The 15229-nt window shown below is 61.6% G+C and carries 14 protein-coding genes; 7 read left to right on the plus strand and 7 right to left on the minus strand.

Translation table 11 applies throughout. From position 1 onward, the window contains the following. Window position 1: 1 nt before the first annotated feature. Window positions 2-502, minus strand: coding sequence for a type III secretion system chaperone family protein (locus AC1ECN_RS09350; protein WP_003541709.1), 501 nt, complete (start codon window positions 500-502; stop codon window positions 2-4). Window positions 503-891: 389 nt separating this feature from the next. Beyond that, complete coding sequence (locus AC1ECN_RS09355; RefSeq protein ID WP_003541711.1) at window positions 892-1152, minus strand: accessory factor UbiK family protein; 261 nt, start codon at window positions 1150-1152, stop codon at window positions 892-894. A gap of 201 nt (window positions 1153-1353) precedes the next feature. Between AC1ECN_RS09355 and lgt the strand changes: the two genes are divergently transcribed. The 6 genes from lgt to AC1ECN_RS09385 all read left to right on the plus strand — a co-directional run bounded on the left by lgt (window position 1354) and on the right by AC1ECN_RS09385 (window position 7336). Further along, a complete protein-coding gene (gene lgt / locus AC1ECN_RS09360) occupies window positions 1354-2202 on the plus strand; it encodes a prolipoprotein diacylglyceryl transferase (protein ID WP_075224519.1) in 849 nt (282 codons plus the stop codon). A gap of 19 nt (window positions 2203-2221) precedes the next feature. Next, window positions 2222-3322, plus strand: coding sequence for a class I SAM-dependent methyltransferase (locus tag AC1ECN_RS09365; RefSeq protein ID WP_075224520.1), 1101 nt, complete (start codon window positions 2222-2224; stop codon window positions 3320-3322). Between the two features lie 111 nt (window positions 3323-3433). Next, entirely contained in the window at window positions 3434-4228 is a 795-nt protein-coding gene (gene pgeF, locus AC1ECN_RS09370; RefSeq protein ID WP_018073977.1) for a peptidoglycan editing factor PgeF, read from the plus strand. 5 nt (window positions 4229-4233) lie between these two features. After that, window positions 4234-5385 carry a M24 family metallopeptidase gene (locus AC1ECN_RS09375; RefSeq protein WP_018073976.1) on the plus strand — a complete coding sequence of 384 codons (1152 nt, stop codon included), beginning with the start codon at window positions 4234-4236 and terminating at the stop codon, window positions 5383-5385. Between the two features lie 91 nt (window positions 5386-5476). Further along, window positions 5477-6298 (plus strand): hypothetical protein, encoded by an 822-nt coding sequence (locus tag AC1ECN_RS09380; RefSeq protein WP_130672931.1) that lies wholly within the window; start codon window positions 5477-5479, stop codon window positions 6296-6298. 105 nt (window positions 6299-6403) lie between these two features. After that, a complete protein-coding gene (locus tag AC1ECN_RS09385) occupies window positions 6404-7336 on the plus strand; it encodes a ribose-phosphate pyrophosphokinase (RefSeq protein WP_018073974.1) in 933 nt (310 codons plus the stop codon). A 53-nt stretch (window positions 7337-7389) separates the two neighbouring features. On the opposite strand, the gene AC1ECN_RS09390 is transcribed toward AC1ECN_RS09385, so the two are convergent. From AC1ECN_RS09390 to AC1ECN_RS09400, 3 genes are all read right to left on the minus strand, one after another. Next, window positions 7390-8688 carry an FAD-dependent oxidoreductase gene (locus AC1ECN_RS09390; protein ID WP_018483215.1) on the minus strand — a complete coding sequence of 433 codons (1299 nt, stop codon included), beginning with the start codon at window positions 8686-8688 and terminating at the stop codon, window positions 7390-7392. Between the two features lie 4 nt (window positions 8689-8692). Next, the gene (locus tag AC1ECN_RS09395) at window positions 8693-9313 is read right to left on the minus strand and encodes a PadR family transcriptional regulator (RefSeq protein ID WP_245497016.1); all 621 of its coding nucleotides are present in this window, start codon (window positions 9311-9313) and stop codon (window positions 8693-8695) included. A gap of 127 nt (window positions 9314-9440) precedes the next feature. Continuing rightward, a complete protein-coding gene (locus AC1ECN_RS09400; protein WP_130672932.1) occupies window positions 9441-10469 on the minus strand; it encodes an aldo/keto reductase in 1029 nt (342 codons plus the stop codon). A 117-nt stretch (window positions 10470-10586) separates the two neighbouring features. On the opposite strand from AC1ECN_RS09400, the gene AC1ECN_RS09405 reads away from it, so the two are divergent. Continuing rightward, complete coding sequence (locus AC1ECN_RS09405; protein ID WP_477952820.1) at window positions 10587-11492, plus strand: LysR family transcriptional regulator; 906 nt, start codon at window positions 10587-10589, stop codon at window positions 11490-11492. Window positions 11493-11539: 47 nt separating this feature from the next. Here AC1ECN_RS09405 and AC1ECN_RS09410 read toward each other — a convergent pair whose 3' ends face one another. Further along, a complete protein-coding gene (locus AC1ECN_RS09410; RefSeq protein ID WP_024319533.1) occupies window positions 11540-13015 on the minus strand; it encodes a hypothetical protein in 1476 nt (491 codons plus the stop codon). Window positions 13016-13115: 100 nt separating this feature from the next. Next, entirely contained in the window at window positions 13116-15200 is a 2085-nt protein-coding gene (locus tag AC1ECN_RS09415; RefSeq protein WP_477952822.1) for a putative bifunctional diguanylate cyclase/phosphodiesterase, read from the minus strand. Window positions 15201-15229: the final 29 nt, after the last annotated feature.

Consider the following 15229-nt stretch of genomic DNA (forward strand, 5'->3'; position numbering starts at 1 on the left):
CTTATGCCTCGCCGACCGTTTCAAACAGCACGGCTTCCATCGCCTTCGTCGCTTCCATGCCGGACCAGACGACGAACTGGAATGCCTGGAAATAGGCTTCGCAGGTATCGAGCGCGCTGGAAAGCAGCACCTCAACCTGGCGATTGGTAGGCTCCGCACCGCCGGCAAGCAGCAGCGATTGGCGGAATATGACGACATCTTCCTGACGCCAGAGGTCGAAATGACCCATCAGCACCTGCCCGTTGATCGCCGAGAGCAGCTTGACCACCTCGTTGACCCTGATGTCGGGAACTTTGATATCGAAGGCGCAGCCAAGATGCAGCGCCTCGAATTCCTCCATCCAGGAGAAAGAGACGTGGTAGTCCGTCCAGCGGCCCTCGACCGTCATCGCGATCTCGTCCTCGCCGGACCGTTCGAACGACCAGTCGTTGTTGGAGGCAACGTACTCGATCATATCGACCGGGTTCGACTGACGCTCGACTTCCAATTCCATCAGGTTCATGCAGCACCTTCTTGACCGGAACGAATGCGGCCTAACTTCGTGTACGAACACAAGAAAAGACACACGCAAATACCGGAAACACCACTCGGATGATCGTTGAACCGCCGCCAGACTTAACGCAGATAACCTGCCCGGAGCTTACCAAGTCGCTTCGAATCATCATTTAAAATCAGTGTATAGCGCCCCTTGCCCCCTGCCAGCCCCCTGAAGGGAAAATAGGACCGGCCACTGTGGAAAGGCTCTTCGAAATTCAATTCAGAAGGGAGAATAAGCGACTCTGCGAATTGGCTTTTTTGGCAGTGTCCACAGGTGGAAAACTCACCTGGTTTTTTTACGGAAGATGCGGCGTGTGGCATGAAGGCAACGCCGCATCTGTGTCATACCGGGACTTAAGCGCCCTCGCCGGCAAGCTTCGCCTCGAGCGCTGCGATGCGGGCGGCGAGCGCCTCGTTCTCGTCGCGTGCTTTGATCGCCATCTCGCGCACGGCCTCGAACTCCTCGCGCTTGACGATGTCCATGCTGTTCAGCCAACGCTCGGCCTGGGCGTTGAAGGCGGTTTCGATCTCCTTGCGGACGCCCTGGGCGGCACCGGCCGCATCGGTCATCAGCTTGGCGAATTCGTCCATGATACGGTTCGTTCCGGTCGTCATGGCGTTTTTCTCCCTTCGCATGAGGTGAATTCAGCCCTTTGGGGCCTCAGGAATTGAGGTAGGGCTTCGCCACCCACGATGCAAGCGCTTTGCACGGGATAAGCTTGCCGGCGCCGGCCGGGAACGAGCCATCACGAACAATGGACTTGACCGTCCGGGATCGCAGCGGCATGTTCCGCCCAACTCAACAGGTGGAAAACCTTGCCGATAGCAGCCGATCTCCTTGCCATCATGCCTTTCCCGGATATCGATCCGATCGCCTTTTCGATCGGTCCGCTGGCGATTCACTGGTACGGCCTCGCCTACGTCGCCGGCATCCTGCTCGGCTGGGCCTATGCGCGCCGCCTCGCCGCCAATGAAAGTCTCTGGCCCGGCAACGTCTCGCCGATGTCAAGGACGCAGCTCGACGATTTCATCGTCTGGGCAGCACTTGGCGTCGTCCTCGGCGGCCGTCTCGGCTATATTTTCTTCTATGATCTCCCCGCCGTCCTGCGCAGTCCCGTCCGTGCGCTCGAGATCTGGAACGGTGGCATGTCCTTCCATGGCGGCCTGACCGGCACGACGATTGCCATGATCCTCTTTGCGCGCCGCAACGCCATACCGATCTGGAGCCTGTTCGATATCGTCGCCACCGTCGTTCCCTTCGGTCTGTTTTTCGGCCGCATCGCCAATTTCATCAATGGCGAGCTGTGGGGCCGGTTGACCGACGTGCCCTGGGCCGTGGTCTTCCCGACCGGCGGTCCCTTCGCCCGCCACCCAAGCCAGCTTTACGAAGCCGGCCTCGAAGGCATAGTTCTGCTCGTGGTGCTGGCCGCCCTGGTCTACGGCATGCGCGCGCTGAAAAGCCCCGGCTTCATCACAGGCGTCTTCGTCTGCGGCTATGCGCTGTCGCGCATCTTCGTCGAATTCTTCCGCGAGCCCGACGCCCAGCTCGGTTACCTCCTCGGCACGAACTGGCTGACCATGGGCATGGTGCTCTCCTCCCCGATGATCCTGCTCGGCCTCTGGGCGATGCTGCGGGCCTGCCGCCAGGCTGCGCTGCAGCTTTGAAAACGGCAGGACGCGCGACATGACCACCGCTCTCGGCAAAAAGATCAAGGCGATCATCCAGGCCAACGGCCCGATCAGCGTCACCGATTATTTCTCGCTCTGCCTCGCCGATCCCGAACACGGCTATTACCGGACGCGCGAGCCCTTCGGCCGTTCCGGCGATTTCGTCACCGCGCCCGAGGTCAGCCAGATCTTCGGCGAGATGATCGGCGTCTTCCTCGTCCATGCCTGGCAGCGCCACGGCGCACCGACTGATGTGCGCCTCGTCGAGATCGGCCCCGGCCGCGGCACGATGATGGCTGACATGCTGCGCGTCATCTCCCGCATCGCCCCGCCACTCCTGGATGCGATGAGCGTGCATCTCGTCGAAACCAGCGAGCGCCTGCGCGACGTCCAGAGCCAGACACTCGAGCCTTACGGCGAGAAAATTGCCTGGCATAATGGCTTCGACGAAGTGCCGCCCGGCTTCACGCTGATTGCCGCCAACGAACTCTTCGACGCCATCCCGATCCGCCAGTTCGTCCGCATGCCGACGGGTTTCCGCGAGCGCATGGTCGGCATCGACGCCGATGGCGAGCTGACCTTCGCCGCCGGCGTCGCCGGCCTCGATCCCGCGCTTCTTCCCGAACCGGTGCAGAACGTGCCGGTCGGCACCCTCTTTGAAATCTCGCCGGCCCGCCAGGCGGTGATGATCGCAATCTGCGAGCGGCTGCGCGTCTTCGGCGGCACGGCGCTTACGATCGACTACGGCCATCTCGTCACCGGCTTCGGCGATACGCTCCAGGCCGTGCGCATGCATGAATTCGACCCGCCGCTCGCCCATCCCGGTGAAGCCGATCTGACAAGCCATGTCGACTTCCAGCAGCTCGCCGAAACGGCGCTTGCGGCCGGCCTCCATCTGAACGGCGCCCTGCATCAAGGTGATTTTCTAAGTGGCCTCGGCATTCTCGAACGTGCGGCGGCCCTCGGTCGCGATCGCGAGCCGCAAACCCAGCAGGTCATTCAGGCGGCGGTCGAAAGGCTTGCCGGCGCCGGTGAAGGCCGGATGGGCGAACTCTTCAAGGTGATGGCGGTCTCCCATCCCGCCATCGATCTCATGCCCTTTCGTCCGGTGGATTGACAGGGCGCACGCGGCTGGTTCAACATCGGCCCGAAACAAGAACTTGAAGCGCGCCGCATATGCGATGCGCTTGGGATAGTAACAAACCCCTCGAAAACCCCGGAATCACAGATGCAGGACGCGGCCTCTCCCGCACCGATCGAAAGCGCGCTGCTGAACGAAGCGGCGGGTAGCACCATCCGGCACGGTTATTTCACGCGGGCCGGCGGCGTTTCCGAAGGTCTGTATCGTGGCCTCAATGTCGGCCTCGGCTCCAGCGACGAACGTGACAAGGTCCTCGAAAACCGGCGCCGTGTCGCCGCCTGGTTTGGCTTGCCGGTCGAGCGGCTGGCAACCGTGCATCAGGTCCATTCTCCCGATGTCGTGGTGGTCGGTGCCGATTATGACGGCGCCCGCCCTGACGCCGATGCGATGGTAACGCACACCCCTGGTATCGCGCTTGGCGTGCTCGCGGCCGATTGCGGGCCGATCCTCTTTGCCGATCCCGATAACCGCGTCATCGGCGCAGCCCATGCCGGCTGGAAGGGCGCGCTGACGGGCGTGCTCGAAAATACCATCGCCGCCATGGAGGCGCTGGGTGCGGATCGCGCTCGCATCGTCGCCTGCCTCGGCCCCTCGATCAGCCAGGCAAGTTATGAGGTCGGTCCCGAGTTCGTCGAGCGTTTCGTCGCCGAAAACCCGGAGGACGTGCGCTTTTTTGTGCCTTCCGAGACGCCCGGCCATGCCATGTTCAACCTGCCGGCGTTGACCGTCGACCGGCTGACGAAAGCCGGCGTGCGTGCCGAAAGCCTCGGCCTCTGCACCTATCCGGATAGCGAGCGCTTCTTTTCCTACCGCAGGACGACACATCGCAAGGAGCCGGATTACGGCCGCCAGATTTCCGCGATATCAATCAGGGAGACTTGAGCAGAATGGCACTGCATTTCGAAAAGGCCGAATTCGCAAGCCGGCTTGCGCGCCTCACCGAGAAAATGAAGGAAGAAAAGCTCGACGCCTTGCTGCTCTTCGCCCAGGAAAGCATGTACTGGCTGACCGGCTACGACACCTTCGGCTACTGCTTCTTCCAGACGCTGGTCGTCAAGAGCGACGGCACCATGGCGCTGATGACCCGCTCGGCCGATCTTCGCCAGGCGAGGCATACCTCGATCCTCGAGGACATCCATATCTGGGTCGATCGGGTCAATGCCGATCCGACGCTTGACCTGAAGAACCTGCTGGTCGAGATGGATCTGCTCGGCGCCCGCATCGGTGTCGAATATGATACGCACGGCATGACCGGCCGCGTCGCCCGTCTGCTCGACGCGCAATTGACCACCTTCGGCCAGATCGTCGACGCTTCCTACCTCGTCAGCCGCCTGCGCCTGATCAAGAGCCCGACGGAGGTCGCCTATGTCGAGCGCGCCGCCGTTCTCGCCGACGATGCGCTCGATGCCGCGATCCGGCTGACAAAGCCCGGCGCCGACGAGGCCGATATCCTTGCCGCCATGCAGGGCGCGGTCTTTTCCGGCGGCGGCGACTACCCCGCCAACGAGTTCATCATCGGCTCCGGCGCCGACGCGCTGCTCTGCCGCTACAAGGCCGGCCGCCGCAAGCTCGACGCCAACGACCAGCTGACGCTCGAATGGGCCGGCGCCTATGCGCATTACCATGCCGCCATGATGCGCACGATCGTCATCGGCGAGCCGACGCACCGCCACCGCGAACTCTACAACGCCTGCCGCGAAACTATCGAGGCGATCGAGACCGTGCTGAAGCCCGGCCAGACCTTTGGTGATGTCTTCGACATGCATGCCAAGATAATCGACGAGCGCGGCCTGGCCCGCCACCGGCTGAATGCCTGCGGTTATTCGCTCGGCGCCCGCTTCTCGCCCTCCTGGATGGAGCATCAGATGTTCCATGTCGGCAATCCGCAGCCAATCGAGCCGAACATGTCGCTCTTCGTGCACATGATCATCGCCGATTCCGATACGGGCACGGCGATGACGCTCGGCCAGACTTATCTGACCACAGCGGATGCGCCGCGCGCGCTGTCCCGCCATCCGCTCGATTTCATCGGCCTCTGACCGGTGAGAATCCGGAATTGACAGACGACGGTCCCCACCCGCATAAATTCGGGTGGGGCTGATTGCGATTGTGGGAAGGACGGATCAAGGGATGACGCGAGCTGCGATTGTGCCCACGCTCCTACTCGTCATGGCTCTGCTGACCGCCTGCAATACCACCGATGCGCTGACACCGCAGGTCGATATCGGCGATTCCTCGGGCGGCGCGTCGTCGAGCCCGGTGACGCAGAGTGAAGCCGAGCGTTTGGCGGGCACCCGCCAGCCGAATTTCTCGGGAAGCTCGCAGCAGGGCGGCTACCATCCGGCCTATGATCAGTCGCAACAGGCCTATCGACCCGGCACCGGCGCGCCACCGACGACAATGCAGGAGCAGGCAAACGCCCTATCGAGGAGCGGCTCCTCGCCGGCTGCCTCCGCCCCGATCGAGGAACAATCGCTGCCACCGCCGGCGGCCAGTGGTGGGCTTCCCGCACAGTCGGCTGAACCGGCCGAGACGCAACAGCCACAGCAGACCGCCGCCCTCAGCCCGGCCCCCTCCTCCACCCGCGGCAATACCGTGCGCTTCCTGCCGATCATCGGCGCGCCGGTGCAGGCCGTGACCCCGCTCTCGCGCCAGCTCGGCGCCGAGGCGCGCGCGCATGGCCTTTCCATCAAGAGTTCCAACGATGCGAGCAGCGATTATATTCTCAAAGGCTACCTCTCCGCCTTCAGCGACGATGGCAAGGTCACCGTGGTCTATGTCTGGGATATTCTCGACAGCGGCGGGGGCCGCGTGCACCGAATCCAGGGGCAAGAAAGCGTGCCGACGGCCGCGACCGATCCATGGGCGGGCGTTCCGGCCTCGGTGATGCAGCAGATCGGCTCAAAAACGATCGCGGAATTCTCCTCCTGGCGGCAGACTCAGGGTGGTTAGTCACAAACTTTTTGCAAATATGGAAGCCTGTGGCGCCTTTGCCCTTGCATTCACGGGGAAGCTGACTAAAAAGCGCGGCTATCAGCGCATAACAGGCGGACCAAAATGAAGGTTTTCGCAGGCAATTCGAACCGGCAACTCGCCGAAGCGATCTGCAACTATCTCAATGTTCCCTTGGGGAAAGCCAGTGTTCGAAGGTTTGCCGATCAGGAAATCTTCGTGGAGATCCAGGAAAATGTGCGCGGTGAGGATGTTTTCCTCGTGCAACCGACCGCCTTTCCTGCCAACGACCATCTGATGGAACTGCTGATCATGATCGACGCCATGCGTCGTTCGTCAGCCCGCCGCATCACCGCCGTCCTACCCTATTTCGGCTATGCCCGTCAGGACCGCCGGGCTTCCGGCCGCACGCCAATCTCCGCCAAGCTGGTCGCAAACCTCATTACCGAGGCCGGCGCTGACCGCGTCATGACGCTCGATCTCCATGCCGGGCAGATCCAGGGCTTCTTCGATATCCCGACCGACAACCTCTTTGCCATGCCCGTGCTGACCCGCGACATCAAGAGCCACTATGACCTCAGCAACGTCGTGGTCGTCTCGCCCGACGTCGGCGGCGTGGTTCGCGCCCGCGCGCTCGCGAAGCGCCTGGACTGTCTTCTGGCCATCGTCGACAAGCGCCGCGATCGGCCGGGTGAATCCGAAGTCATGAACATCATCGGCGACATTGCCGGCAAGGACTGCCTGCTGATCGACGATATCGTCGATTCCGGCGGCACGCTCTGCAACGCGGCCGACGCGATGCTGGCCAAGGGCGCATCCAGCGTCACCGCCTATATCACCCACGGCGTTCTCTCCGGCGGCGCGGTCACCCGCGTCACCTCCTCGAAGCTGCGCGAACTCGTCATCACGGATTCGATCCAGCCGACCACGGCCGTGCTTTCGGCCCACAATATCCGCGTCGTAACGACGGCGCCGCTGATCGGCGAAGCCATCAGCCGAACGGCCCAGGAAGAGTCCGTCTCCAGTCTGTTTGACTGAAAACATCAGGCATCCGACGAACCTCCGGATTTTGCTGATTGTCAGCGACTACCTTAGTTTTCGCCGCGAACTCGCATCATCTGCCGAAAGGCGCGCCGCTTTAGTGCAGGTATTGCGTTGACGATGCGCATCATGCTGCGCATGAAAGCGAGCTGAACTGTGCCGACAATCGGCCGATGAGCAAGATCGTTAGCATCCATCTGCTTTTTCGATTCTTGGACTGCTTCGGTACTGTAGCGAAGCATCTCGATTTCGTAGGCGTGGATGGCTTCAACGAGCGGCTTTCGCCCTTGGTTCGCTTCGACCAGCATACGTCCAAGCAGAGCTGCATCGCGAAGTGCGGTGTTGGCGCCCGCGCCTCGTCCGGGTGTCATCGTATGGACGGCGTCACCGAGCAGCGTGACATTCGAACTTGTCCAAGGCGTCAGCGGGACGGAGGTCCTGACCTTGACATCGTAGATCGTCGAGGGCTCCGTCATAAGGATGAGAGCACGTAAGTGCGGATGCCAGTCTCGAGCGAGCTCCAAGCCCAGCTCTCTCAATTGTTCACCGTTCAGGCCGGACGGATCCCGCGGGCAATTCTGCCGGGCGCCCCAGATACCCCAGCCGATGCTGTCCTCGTCGAGTGCTTCGACAAAATCCGGCCAACGCGCAGCAAACCCTGGGTCCCTTCGGCTGTCGGCGAACTCGAGCGAGTGAATGATTGCTCCGAAGCCCATCGGCGCCATAATCAGCGACATGCCTTTGAACATTTTGTCCGACAGCAGAGCTTTCGTCTCGGCCGACATAGGAATTTTGCCCCCGAGCGATACGATCCCAGTGTCTTCCAGACGCGCGTCCGGCAAGCGTTGCTTGCATACAGTGGAACTCGTGCCGTCAGCACCCACCAGGACATCTCCCGTCGCGAGGCTTCCATCCTGAAAGCACGCGGTGACCGACCCGTCCGCGTTACTTGTGTAACCTTGAAGCGCCTTCCCAAAGAACACGTCGTCTTCAAGTCCCCTGAGCAGAACCCGCCTCAGCGTCTTTCGAACCACGTTCTTTTCACCGTCGAGAGCGTTCGGGTCTGCATCATCGACGTCGAAGCTCAGCACTTCGCCGAGCTGTTCCGTGAGCATGTTGAAATAGCGCGGCGACCTGGCGCAGGTGGCGACATAGAGGTCGTAGAGTTCGCCGGGGATACAGGCTTTTAGCGCTCGGCTTCCAGCCGGGCTGATGCCGACGCGATAGCCACCGGTGTCGGCGTTCGGCGCGAGGTCGCGCTCATACACCGCTATGCAAACCCCAGCCTGCTTAAGCAGATGGGCGAGTGCCAAACCGCCGGTCCCGGCGCCGATAATCAAAACCTTCATGGTACTATTCCGGGTCAAGGTTGGGGTCGATGGAGAACTTCGCGGCGATCTGCCTCAGCCACTCGTCTGTCCAGGTGATGCGCTCGGCGCGCAGGTCCTCGACAACGCCGTTGACCCAAGACAATTCGGTTGCGTGAAGCGCCCGGAGATATTCCATCTCCAGAAGGAAGAGCCTTGGTACCGCCTGCGCCTCCCTTAGGACTCCGTCGATCCGGCGGAGCTCCGACTCGATGATCTTTGCCCTTTGCTCAAGCCGACCCAACACATCGTTCGGCGTGAGCAGAGGAAGAAATGATATGGCCGCGGGGAATTCCGGATATTCCCGCGTCACGGTCGACAACATCTCGCGCATCCATTCCAGCGCCATGTCGCGGCCCTTCTCGGTTATCTCGTACACGGTCCGCTCGGGACGCTTGTCATCCCGGACTGTTTTCTGCGCAGTGATCAACCCCTCGCGTTCGAGCCGCTGGATTGTTTGATAGAGGCTCGCCCTCTGCGTGACATTGATCACCTCGTCCTTGCCGCGCTCCTTGATGAGCCGCTGCATCCGGTAAGGATGCAGCGGCTCCTCCATGAGCATTCCAAGAACAGCGAGCGCGGTCGGGGAGCGTTTGATTGATGTCATAGTCATAGTATTACTAGTTAATTTACGACTAGTCAATGCGATGATGATTGCCGGAGCCCGGCTCGACGTAAGTTCGACCCAATGGCGTGGCGACAGGCCCCTTGCGACAAAAATCCTCTATCGGCGATCAGCGGCCGAGGGCCACCTTCTGCGATTCATCGACGAGATTGTCGATGAACCAGTTCGGATAGACCGGGGCCGGCTCAGTCGCCGCATCGAGCGCTGCAAGGTCGCCTTCATCAAGCACCAGCTCCGCCGCACCGAGATTGTCGGCCAATTGATGCGGCTTCGAGGCGCCGAGCAACACGCTGGAGACCGCCTTTTTCGTAAGCAGCCAGGCGATCGCCACCTGGGCGACGCTCGCCCCGTGCGAGGCGGCGATCACCCGCATGCGCTCGACCAGCGAGAAGCCCTGCTCCTTGTCGAAGGGCAGGATATCGAAACCGGAATAGCGGTTGTCGGGATCACCGAGCGTTTCGCGGGTGTATTTGCCGGAGAGAAAGCCGGAGGCGAGCGGGCTCCAGACGGTCAGCCCGAGGCCATAACGCTGCATCATGGGAAGAATGTCGCGCTCGACGTCGCGGCCAAGCAGCGAATAATGCATCTGTCCATGCGTGAAGGGCGCCAGCCCGTTCGCCTTCTGGATTTCGAGCGCCGCCGCCACCTTCCAGGCCGACCAGTTGGAAAAGCCGATATAACGCACCTTGCCGGAGCGCACGACCGCATCGAGCGCCGACAGCGTCTCTTCGAGCAGCGTGAACGGATCCTCCTTGTGGACGATATAGACGTCGATCCAGTCCGTTCTGAGCCGTTTCAGGCTTTCCTCGACCGACCAGAGGATGTGGCGGCGGGAAAGCCCGGCATGGCCGAGCGGCGTGCCGGTGCGGAAGCCGACCTTGGTGGCGATCACCACCTCGCTGCGCCGCGCCATCAGCACCTGTCCGAGGATCGTTTCCGACTGGCCGGATGCGTAGGCGTCTGCCGTATCGAAGAAGTTGATGCCGGCATCAAGTGCCTGTCCGACAAGCGCATCAGCGACATCGGCATCGGTCTTGTAGATCGCGCCTAAGCTGCGGTCGCCCGATGTGAAGGTCATTGCGCCGAAGGCAAGCCTGGAAACGGCAAGTCCGGTCCGGCCAAGGGTCGTATATTGCATGTCATCCTCCATCCATTGGATTGTCGTGATCGGATGCAGAGACAATGCCTCAAAACATTATTGCGAAAAATCCGCCGGATCGATAAGGCTTATGAAGCTTAACTTCATAATGGACCGATGGCGCCCGACCCCTTCAACGGCTTGAYGGAATTCCTGGCCGTCGCCGACGCCAGGAGCTTCACCGCTGCCGCCGCATCGCTCGGCGTCACGCCGACTGCCGTCAGCCAGACGATCCGCGCGCTCGAGACGAGGCTCGGCGTGCCGCTCTTCGTCCGCACCACGCGGCGCGTCGCGCTCACCGAAGCCGGTGCCGCGCTCTTCCAGCGCGTCCGTCCGGCTGCCGCCGACATTGCTGATGCCTTCGACATGCTGGGTGGCTTCCGCGACCGCCCGCTCGGGCACCTGCGCCTCACCGTGCCGCGCATGGCCGTGCCTCTGATCGTGACGCCGCTGCTGCCGCAATTTCGCAACGCCTATCCCGATATCTCTGTCGAGATCTCGGTCGATGATGCGGCAATCGATATCACCGAACGTGGTTTCGACGCTGGCATCCGCATCGGCGAAGCGATCGAAAAGGACATGATCGTCATGCGGCTGACATCTGATATCACCTGGACGGTCGTCGGCTCGCCCGGCTATTTCGCCCGATATGGCCGACCGCTAACGCCGGAGGACCTCACCCGCCATCAGGCGATCCGCTACCGCTATCCGACATCGGGCGTCATCTATCGCTGGGAATTCGAGCGAGACGGGCGCGACTTCTCCGTCGATGCGCCCGGCAACCTGATGGTCAACGATTTCCTGCTGCTGCTCGAGCTCGCCGAGGCCGGGCTCGGTCTTGCCTATTTGCCGGATATTTCCGTCGGCGAGGCCGTGGCATCAGGGCGGCTCGAACGCGTGCTCGATCCCTTCTTGCCGACCACGCCCGGTCTCTTTGCCTATTTCCCCGCCCGCTCGCAGACGCAGCTGAAGTTGCGCGCCTTTCTCGACATGGCAACGGCGCTGCTGCGCCGCAAAGGATGAGACCCTAGGCGGCGCATCTGATCTTCGGTCGAAAGACCCTGGATACGCTATTGCGGCTGGACCGTTTCCTGGTCCGCTTCCTTGACCACCTGGCCGTTGACGGCGACAGCGCCGTCGCGGCTGATGCTGATGTCCCAGCGCGAGCGGCCATCTGCATCGGTCTTGGCGAAGCCCTTCACCATCATCATGCCGAAGGAGACCTGGTTGAGGTCGGGATCCGTCTTGGCAAGCTCCTGAACCGCGGCAATCGTCTTGTCGAGATCGCGGGCAAGGATCGTCGCCTCCATCGAATAGTCCTTCTGGGTATCGACCCGTCCCTCGATCTTGCCCGTCATATCGACGTCGTAGACATCGGACTTGGCGCTGACCTTCGGAAACTCGATGGTGAGCCGGCCATCGCGGAAGAGCTTTTTCGCCATCTCGTCGCCGCTTTGCTCTGGCGGCTTGGCGTTGAAATCCATCGCCATGAGCGCGTCGCCGAAGGTGGCGAAATCCAGATTCGGAATGGCGAGCTGCAGATCGAAATTGGTCGGCACGAAGGGCGAATAACTTGCCGGCATTGCCGGACTGTCGAGGCTGATGTCCTGCGCATCGATGCCGAAGCCGAAACGCATGGCGTCGCTCGGCCCGTCCATAACCAGGTTGTAACCGAATGCCTTGACGCCGCCATTGCCCATCTGGCTGCTGACGGTCAGATTATTGACCCCGATTGTCTCGCTGAACGAGGCAAGAATCGGAAAGGCTTGCTTGAGCATTCCCTTTATCTTGTCGCTGTTCTCTGGGCTTAGTTCTTTCTCCTCGAGATGGTCGAGAATGAAAAGGACGATCTCGCGGATTTGCTTGGCCGGCAGGCCGTTCACTTTGGCATCGAAATCGATCGAGTCGGCACGGATTTCAACGGGCGGCATTTGCAGGCCGGAAACCTGCTCGACGAAAGTCGACATCGAGCCGCCGCCCGCAAAATCGATACGCCCGTTGCCGCCTGCGCTGTCCGTCGAGGTCAGCTTTTGGTCCATCCCGGCAAAGCTGGCATGGACTTCCTCGGTGTCGGACTTGCTAGCGACCTTGATGTCCTTGGCGGTGAAGGTGCCGGAGCGCAGGTAGCTGATCGCCGGGTCGAAGACGCCGGTATAGACAAGCGAAGCGATGGAGTAGGAGAAATCCGTCGGCTTCTGGTCAGGGCCTTTGAAATGGCCGGAGACGTTGAGCTTGTTGTCACCCTCAATATTCCAGAGCCCGCTGTCGAGCGGCGTAGCGAACATCGAGAACGGCGTCAGCCCGTTGATCGCGAATGTCGCCGGATCGGCCTTGGCAAGCAGCTTCGCCAGATCGTAAATGATCTCATAGCGAGTGCCTGCCGGATTGACGGTGAGCAGGCCGCTCTTCGCAAGATCCTCGGGAAGCAGCTTCGTCAGATTGTCCTTGACCGCATTGGCGCCATCCTGATTGATCTCGACGCCCTGGGCCGTGGTGACAAGGCAAAGTGCCAGCAAGCTCGTTGCCGTGACAAGTTTGAGACGCATAGTCCGAATTCTCCTCAGCCCTTTTTTGAATGCGGCCATCCAAAGATGCGAAGCGCGCCGATGTCAACCTCAGCTGCGGCAGAGAATGGCAATTTGCCACTCACGCGGCCGCGGATTTCTTCACGGCGGGCGCAAGAACCGTTTCCTGCTGTACGGCCGGCGCCTCGCCGGTGACGATCGCCTCGATGCCCGAGCGCGGTCTCGGCTTACCGAAGAGGAAGCCCTGCACCTGCAGGCAGCCTTCCCGTCGAAGGAAGTCGATATGGTCTTCGTTTTCGACGCCTTCAGCAAGCACCGGTATGTCGAGGCTTGCCGCAAGAATGAGCGTCGAACGCACGATCGCCGCAGACTGCTTGTTGGTGACGACGCCGTCGACGAAGGCGCGGTCGATCTTGATCTTGTCGAACGGGAAGCTCTGCAGTGTCGACAGTGACGAATAACCCGTGCCGTAATCGTCCATCGCCACCTTTACGCCCAGCGCTTTCAGCCGGCGGATTGCCTGCAGCGCATGTTGATGATCGGCGATGATGCCGGATTCGGTGATCTCGATCTCGAGTCGCGCCGCCGGCAGGCCGGTCTCGAGCAGGATCTGATGCACGATCTGCGGTAGGCGGTTGTCGCCGAGCTGCTGCGGCGCGACGTTGACGGCGATGCGTAACGGGTTCTTCCAGGTCGCCGCTTCCGCGCAAGCGGCCCGCAGCACCCATTCACCAAGCTCGATGATAAAGCCGGTCTTTTCCGCGATCGGAATGAATTCGACGGGTGCGATGTAGCCGCGCGCGGGATGTCTCCAGCGCAGGAGCACTTCCAGGCCAACGATGTCGCGCGTCACCGTGTCATTCTGCTGCTGGTAGAACAGCTCGAATTCGCCGCGCGCCAATCCCTCCCGCATCTCGCTCGCCAGCGCGTTGCGTTCGCGCGCTGCCTGGTCCATCGAGGGCTCGTAGAAGCATATGCTGTTGGTCGCTGTCGATTTTGCCCGATACATGGCGATATCGGCCTGCGACAACAGGTCGTCCAAATTGTCCGCCTGTCCGGGATAGGTGGAGATACCGATACTGGAGCCGACGGTCAGCGCATGGCCGTTCCATTCGATCGGCCGAGCGATCTCGTCGAGCATGCGTTGTGCCAGTCCCTTGGCGTCCGAACGGACGAAATAATCGCACATGACGGCCACGAACTCGTCGCCGCCGACCCGCGCCACGAACTGGCCGTTCTGCATGATCTTGAACAGCCGCTCGGCGACGGCGCGCAGCACGGCATCGCCGGTGGCGTGACCGTGAACGTCGTTGATTTCCTTGAAACGGTCGAGGTCGAAGGAGAGCACGGCGATATTGGCCGTCATGTCCCTCGGCTTGTTGACCAGCGCCGACAGATGCTCGTTGAAGGCGGCGCGATTGGCAAGATTGGTCAGCGGGYCATGCAGCGACAGATGGCGGTAACGCTCGACGGCTGCCTGCGTCGACTGCATGTCGATGATATAGGTGGAGGCACCCAGCGCCAGGATGATGATCATGACGGCGCTGACGAGACCGGTCATGATGCCGTCCGAGATGATCTCGGTGGGTGCCGCAACAGTGGCATCCGGCAAGATCGTCAGCCCCGCCATGCCGGTGAAATGCGTGAGCACGATCGCAAGGATCAGCGAAAGGGCAGCCCCGTGGCGGCAGAAACGCGTGATCGGCCGGCCGACGCGATTGGTGGCGACTGCGCCGAACAAGCCGGCCAAGACCAGCGAGGCGACGACATAGGAGGCCTGCCATTCGAGACGACCCTCGACCTCGTAACCGGCGATCCCGACATAGTGCATGACCGCGATGCCGAGGCCGACGATCACGCCGCCTGCCTCGATAAGCGCGCTCTTCTGCGCGATTGACGCGATGGCAAAGCCGATCATCGTCGTCGCGACGGCGGCGAACAGCGACAGCAGCGTCAACGTCGGCTCATAGCCGTTCGCCACCGGCGTCTGGTAGCCGAGCATCGCGATGAAATGCGTCGTCCAGATGGTCGAGCCGCCAACGAAACCGGAGAGAAACAGCCAGTTGGTTTTCTGCAGCCCCTGCGATCGGCGCACCCGGGTGAAGAGGCGCATCGACAGCATCGATCCGAGCACACAGATAACGGTGGCGAAGATCAGATGCGGAAGGCTGTGTTCGACGGTGATGCAGGAAAGGACACGCAACATGAGAGGCAACCGGCAAATTGAGACGGCCC

This window comes from Rhizobium sp. 01N447_2 (assembly GCF_056399245.1).

Excerpts from the sequence above, each read along its gene's own strand:
- AC1ECN_RS09375 (WP_018073976.1), top strand. The coding sequence starts at position 4,234 with ATGGCACTGCATTTCGAAAAGGCCGAATTCGCAAGCCGGCTTGCGCGC.
- pgeF (WP_018073977.1), top strand. The coding sequence starts at position 3,434 with ATGCAGGACGCGGCCTCTCCCGCACCGATCGAAAGCGCGCTGCTGAAC.
- AC1ECN_RS09390 (WP_018483215.1), bottom strand. The coding sequence starts at position 8,688 with ATGAAGGTTTTGATTATCGGCGCCGGGACCGGCGGTTTGGCACTCGCC.
- AC1ECN_RS09395 (WP_245497016.1), bottom strand. The coding sequence starts at position 9,313 with ATGACATCAATCAAACGCTCCCCGACCGCGCTCGCTGTTCTTGGAATG.
- AC1ECN_RS09380 (WP_130672931.1), top strand. The coding sequence starts at position 5,477 with ATGACGCGAGCTGCGATTGTGCCCACGCTCCTACTCGTCATGGCTCTG.
- AC1ECN_RS09355 (WP_003541711.1), bottom strand. The coding sequence starts at position 1,152 with ATGACGACCGGAACGAACCGTATCATGGACGAATTCGCCAAGCTGATG.
- AC1ECN_RS09350 (WP_003541709.1), bottom strand. The coding sequence starts at position 502 with ATGAACCTGATGGAATTGGAAGTCGAGCGTCAGTCGAACCCGGTCGAT.
- AC1ECN_RS09400 (WP_130672932.1), bottom strand. The coding sequence starts at position 10,469 with ATGCAATATACGACCCTTGGCCGGACCGGACTTGCCGTTTCCAGGCTT.
- AC1ECN_RS09385 (WP_018073974.1), top strand. The coding sequence starts at position 6,404 with ATGAAGGTTTTCGCAGGCAATTCGAACCGGCAACTCGCCGAAGCGATC.
- AC1ECN_RS09365 (WP_075224520.1), top strand. The coding sequence starts at position 2,222 with ATGACCACCGCTCTCGGCAAAAAGATCAAGGCGATCATCCAGGCCAAC.
- AC1ECN_RS09410 (WP_024319533.1), bottom strand. The coding sequence starts at position 13,015 with ATGCGTCTCAAACTTGTCACGGCAACGAGCTTGCTGGCACTTTGCCTT.